The following is a 5,540-nucleotide window of genomic DNA, read 5'->3' on the forward strand; positions in this document are numbered from 1 at the left end:
TACGAACAATCTGCTCGGGAGTATGCTTGCTGAACTTCTTCACCATTCATCCATTCTCCCCACCCACAGGCGGGGCATCAATGGACAACACTCAAGTCACCTGGACCTAAAAACCTAGGGCACTCCAACCGAGATCAACAACCAACCCCGAAAATGCCTGGAGTGGTTCACTCCCGCCGAAGTCTTCCAAGAGCACCTAGAATCAGAACCAACCGATCAGTGTTGCACTTCAAAACAGAACTCGGGTGAGGGGCTCCAGGAATTGGTGTGGCCCCCCAGGCACCGCCCAGGTCGACTTCGGCCAAGCTCAGGCGCTGATCGCGGGAGTGAAGATGCTACTGCATATCCTGGTGGTGAGCTTCCTGTATTCGAATATGCGCTACGTCCAGGCCTACCGAGGTGAAACCGCAGAGTGTGTCTGTCATGGGCTTCGGGCCATCTTTGAACACATCGGCACTGTTCCTCGGCAGCTGATCTTCGACAACGCTACCGGCATCGGCCGGCGTACTGGTAAGAAGGTCATCGAGTCGAAGCTCTTCGGTGCTTTCAAAGTCCACTATCGGTGCCAGGCCCGCTACTGCAACCCCTACTCCGGTCACGAGAAGGGCAACGTGGAAAACGCCGTGGGGTTCTTACGCCGCAACGTGATGGTCCCTGAACCCGAAGCGCAGAGCATTGAGGGGCTGAATCAGATACTACTGGTCCGATGCGCCCAGTTGGCTGAAGCCGAGCATTACCGTAAAGGTGTTCCGATCAGTGAGCTCTTCGCCGAAGATATAGTCGTGGGCCTGCAACTGCCCGGGATCGGCTGGGCTTTTCAATGAGGCACGGCCCCTGGTTACGCGGGGACTTGTTATGAGTCTCGCCGAACGATTGACGAGGGATATGAGTTATGTCACTCTGGTAGCAGGTGGATGCTTAACAGCATCGACACACCACCTAGAAAGGAACAGGAAGCTGCCAGCAGTTGGGAGGATCCGATGCTGACTGAAATCTTTGTTGCTACAGGGGTATGTATATTGTTGTCGGCTCTGATGCTTGCTTTAAGTACTAACTGGACAGTATCTCTCGGTCCGAACGCTGCCTTCGGTCTGAAGACTAGAGCTACAAAATCCTCTCAGGAGGCCTGGGAGGCGGGGCATCGAGCGGCCCGACCAGTTCTAGTAACTTCCGCCGTATCAGGGCTTGTTGCAACACTTTTTTGTGTTGGATTTCATTCGGCCAATGCCGAAGCCTCTCTAATCGCGGTGGTGGTTACGGCGCTTTTCCTGACCGCTTCGCTGGTAGCTTCAACATTCATCGCCAATAGAAGAGCGAAAGGTGTCATGATATGAGCTTCTCAAAGAGAGTAACAGCAACAGGAATTACTGCGGCCCTCCTCTTTGCAGGTGGAATAGCACCGGGCTACGCCTCACAGGGGAATTTGTCAGTCCCTCAGGATGAAATCTCAGATAGTGCCTCTCTCCAGGAGTTGAAGTACAGTGATCAAGAGGTTATGCAGCTGCTTCTTGCGGGTCAAGGCAAGATGGCAGAGGAGAATCCTGATCTAATCGCGTACCTAGGTTTTAATGAGGAGACTCCGCATACTAATGAGGAGAATCTGAACGAAATAATCGCGGATTACCTGGCATATGAGCCTAATTTCGTAGATAACGTCCGTACTCCCCTTGCGAGTGGGGAGCCTCATGAAGTCGAAGAAGCTCTGGTGTATCTCTCTAACAGCTTCGCTGAGTATCTTGAGACTCTTGAAGCGGATATGCCTGATGCTGAAACCCAAGGTATTTGCGACGGTGGCGCGGAGATCTGTACTACTGCTTACGCCATCGCGGTCGTGAACGGGCTCGTTTACGCCAACGTTGCGGGTGCTACTGCCGCAGTTGCCACTCTCGCCGTAACATGGGTTTATTTGATGGATCCCGAAGGTGACAGTACTCAGCTTGAGCGTGACTTGCTGACTGTGAAGATGATTGAGGCACTGGAGAAATAGAACGGAATCGGAGTTTCTAGAATAGGTACGTATCCGACTATGATTGAGCAGAAATACACCTGGTCTAGTGCTTCTATATCTTTTGTATCTACAATTATTCTTCTGGGATCATTCTTTTTAGTAAGTATATTTTATTCACTCCCAAGTAATGTCCTGAGCCAAAGGGACGGAGGTGACCTTAGAAGCTTTTTCGTTCAGGCAACCCCTCAAGGCTGGTCTTTCTTTACCAAGCCGCCGACGGACCCAGAGATGGAAGTCTATCGTGTGAGGGAGGGCGAGGCTGAGTCTCTATTGACGACTCCCCAAGCGCGTCCGACTAACCTTTTTGGGTTGTCTCGGGAACAGCGGACTCAGGGCCCAGAGGTCGCCATCTTTATTGATGAAGTAGACGTAGATAGTTGGGAAGAGTGCGAGGGTGGTGGTTCTATCGAGGAATGTGCAGTTGCCACGGCCGAAAATACTACTGATCCGGAAGTGATCGAAAATCACTCACCGGTACCTACGGTTTGCGGCACAGTAGTTCTTGTAGAGGCTAGTCCAGTCAATTGGGCATTCAGAGAATACTATGACTTTAAACGTTCTCCAGAGGAGGCCGTTGCAGTTGATATTTCATGCGAGAATGGTGAAGAGGCATGAAGTCTATTGCCCCCTGGATTGACAAGGCGATTGACAATCACTCCCCTGAGACCAGGGTTCTTGGGACGGGAAGAAGCCTGATAGCTCTGGCTCAACTGTCGATTATAGTTCTTACGCCTTCATCCAATTTGCTAAATATTCCCGTTAAGGGTCAGCCGACTAAGCCTTCTTGTGAAGGTATTGGGAATATGGGCGCTTTTTGCGTATTTCCTCAGGAAATAAGCTGGCTCGCGAAGTCTGTACTGGTTCTAGCGCTCGTTATAGTCATATCCGGGTTCTACCCACGCATTACAAGTTGGTTGCATGTATGGGCCACATTCTCCATTTCGGTAGGCATATCGTTGCCTGACGGGGGCGAGCAAGCTGCACAGGTGTTGGTGGTTCTCATCGCCTTAGTCCTTCTAGGCGACAATAGAAGGAATCACTGGAGTTCTGGAAGTTCGCAGCGCAGAAACTCTGTGCTACTGGGGGTCTCTACCGCTTCGCATATTCTTTTGAGGCTTCAGATCGCGTTCATCTACATTGATGCTGCAATAACAAAGACTGCTGTTCAAGAGTGGCAAGAGGGCTCTGCTGTCTACTATGTCTCTCGCGGTGCTTATTTTGGGGTCTCGGGTCCACTCTCTGATCTGGTTCTCTGGGTTACTGAGAAACCCCTAGTCTCTTTGGTTCTGACTTGGGGGACCATAGTCCTGGAGCTAGCAATTGCTTTCTTCATCCTTCTTAAGGTAAAGTTCAGATGGGTTGCGTTGGCCGTATGCACCCTATTGCATATTGGAATTATTTTGATAATCGGTTTATGGTCTTTTGCGCTCGTAATGATCGGGGGCACATGCTGTGCGGTCCTCCGGCTCCCAAGAGCTGATAGACAAGAAATAGACTCCAGTCCTGTCCCTGAACAGCTTGGAAAGTAATTTCTCGGGGCCTGGTTGGACAGGTATAGGCTCCTTAGTGAAGTGACTCGAAGGTTCTTGTCGAGTTGGGATCGGGCCAAGGCCTCCTCACCGCTGGTTCTGGCCGCCACGCACTAGTTTCTTGCAGGCCACAGGCGATCTCTCCAGTAGAATCGCTCAGGCCGGTTCGGTCGACCACATTGAGGCGATCGTCTTCGGTGTACTTCGGGTACCGACCTCGCGGCATGGTCAAAGCAACTGCTGAAGCTCAGGCTGTAGCAGCCACCACTAGATTTCGCCTGATCAGCGAATGAGCTCATAGCAACTCGGTTCCGGAAGCATAGATCTGTCTTCGGCAATCTTTGGTGCACCCCGGACACTCCCACAGGGTGAGAGCACCCACACTGACATCATCCCGGGTCTCCGGGATGGGAGGCCATCACTCGGCTTCCGCGCAGAAGGCCGAGCGGCTGACGCAACCGGAGATCCTCTCCGCCTTGGGCCCGTTTGACGGCTCTTCACAATCCAGGGTGTAGCCCCGGGCTGCGGGCGGAAGGACGCGTCGGTGGTCGGATAGGGGTCGAGGCCTTCCGATGATGGAAGTTCTCACACTGCCTATCTGGAAGACCTCGACGTGGTTGAGGCTACCTTTGATGCCTCTGACCTGACGACCTTCGCCCGCCTCCACGAGCTCGGTCTAGAAGCCACCGGGCAGCTCATCGCACCGCGGCGTGCGGTGCTTGCCTGCCGCGTGGTTGAACCTGATGACTGGTGTCATCGCTGTGGATCCCCAGGCACCCCTCGGGGCACCGTGATCCGCCGGCTAGCCCATGAACCGTTGGGGTGGCGACCCACCACGCTGCAGATCACGGTCCGTCGCTACCGGTGCGCCGGCTGTGCGCATGTATGGCGGCAAAACACCACCAAAGCCGCCCAGCCGCGGGCTCAGCTCTCCCGCCGGGGCCTGCGGTGGGCACTGGAGGCACTGGTGATTCAGCATCTGAGCGTGGCTCGGGTCGCCGAATCGTTGGCGGTGCGGTGGAACACCGCCAACGACGCGGTGCTGGCCGAGGGCAAGCGGCTGCTGATCAACGACCCCCATCGGTTCGGCAACGTCACTACGATCGGCGTCGATGAGCACGTGTGGCGCCACACCCGGGCCGGGCACACCTACGTCACCGTGATTATCGACCTCACCCCGCTACGGGCCGGCACCGGACCGGCGAAGCTGCTAGACATGGTCGAGGGCCGCTCCAAGCAGACCTTCAAGACCTGGCTGGCCGAACACGACCAAGCCTGGCGGGACAACGTCGAAGTAGTAGCCATGGACGGGTTCACCGGCTTCAAAACTGCTGCTGAAGAGGAACGGCCCCAGGCCACCGCCGTGATGGACCCTTTCCACGTGGTCCGCCTCGCCGCAGACGCGGTGATAACGGCCTGTATTTGAAGCGCCCCGGGTTCTGTAGAGACCGTGCTTACTGGATCCCAGCAGGGGCTGGGTGTTCTAGAGGATACTCACGGACCGAGTGGTTTTCCCAATAGAGCGCCTCGGCTTCGGCGGGCGGGATGTGTCCGATCTCGCCGTGGAGTCTGCGGTGGTTATACCAGTCGATGTACTCGGCCACCGCGATCTCCACGTCATTGATGCCTCGCCACCCTGATCGGCACATGACGGGGTTGCGGATGCATTCAGCTTTGAACAGCGAGTTGAACGCCTCAGCCATCGCGTTGTCATTGCTGTCGCCCTTGGACCCCACCGACGCCACGGCCTCGGCATCATTGAGGCGCTCGGTGTAGCGGATAGCCCGGTACTGGGCAGGTTCAACCGGTGGTTGCAACACCGGCCTGTTTCAGGGATTGTAGTGCTTCGCCGAAGACTTCGGCGGGGGTCTTCCATCCGAGGGTCTTGCGGGGTCTGTTGTTGAGGGTGTGGGCCACCGCTTCGAGGTCGTCTGCGCTCCAGCGGGACAGGTCGGTGCCCTTGGGGAAGTACTGACGTAGCAGGCCGTTGGTGTTCTCGTTGG

At 55.3% G+C, this 5,540-nt stretch carries 5 protein-coding genes and 3 pseudogenes; 6 read left to right on the forward strand and 2 right to left on the reverse strand.

The window, feature by feature from the left end:
* Nucleotides 1-232 precede the first annotated feature (232 nt).
* The 6 genes and pseudogenes from DYI20_RS11880 to DYI20_RS11905 form a co-directional block, all read left to right on the forward strand.
* Nucleotides 233-812, forward strand: a pseudogene (locus DYI20_RS11880) (transposase); the annotation flags it as partial.
* A 102-nt stretch (nt 813-914) separates the two neighbouring features.
* Nucleotides 915-1,334, forward strand: a complete 420-nt coding sequence (locus DYI20_RS11885; protein ID WP_122549565.1) for an SdpI family protein — start codon at nt 915-917, stop codon at nt 1,332-1,334.
* Nucleotides 1,331-1,987: a sporulation delaying protein family toxin gene (locus DYI20_RS11890; RefSeq protein ID WP_122549566.1), complete on the forward strand. Its 657-nt coding sequence runs from the start codon at nt 1,331-1,333 to the stop codon at nt 1,985-1,987. The genes DYI20_RS11885 and DYI20_RS11890 overlap by 4 nt, the downstream gene beginning before the upstream one ends.
* Before the next feature lie 39 nt (nt 1,988-2,026).
* Nucleotides 2,027-2,623 carry an SdpA family antimicrobial peptide system protein gene (locus DYI20_RS11895; protein ID WP_122549567.1) on the forward strand — a complete coding sequence of 199 codons (597 nt, stop codon included), beginning with the start codon at nt 2,027-2,029 and terminating at the stop codon, nt 2,621-2,623.
* The gene (locus DYI20_RS11900; protein ID WP_122549568.1) at nt 2,620-3,537 is read left to right on the forward strand and encodes a sporulation-delaying protein SdpB family protein; all 918 of its coding nucleotides are present in this window, start codon (nt 2,620-2,622) and stop codon (nt 3,535-3,537) included. The genes DYI20_RS11895 and DYI20_RS11900 overlap by 4 nt, the downstream gene beginning before the upstream one ends.
* Nucleotides 3,538-4,150: 613 nt before the next feature.
* A pseudogene (locus DYI20_RS11905) lies at nt 4,151-4,945 on the forward strand (ISL3 family transposase); the annotation flags it as partial.
* Between the two features lie 46 nt (nt 4,946-4,991).
* Here the strand turns inward: DYI20_RS11905 and DYI20_RS11910 are convergent.
* Nucleotides 4,992-5,312: pseudogene (locus DYI20_RS11910) on the reverse strand (integrase core domain-containing protein); the annotation flags it as partial.
* Nucleotides 5,313-5,337: 25 nt separating this feature from the next.
* A partial coding sequence (locus DYI20_RS11915) for an IS30 family transposase (RefSeq protein ID WP_147472542.1) occupies nt 5,338-5,540 on the reverse strand: 203 nt, incomplete at its 5' end.

It is taken from the genome of Auritidibacter ignavus (assembly GCF_003703835.1).
In the GTDB taxonomy this organism is placed as follows: domain Bacteria; phylum Actinomycetota; class Actinomycetes; order Actinomycetales; family Micrococcaceae; genus Auritidibacter; species Auritidibacter ignavus.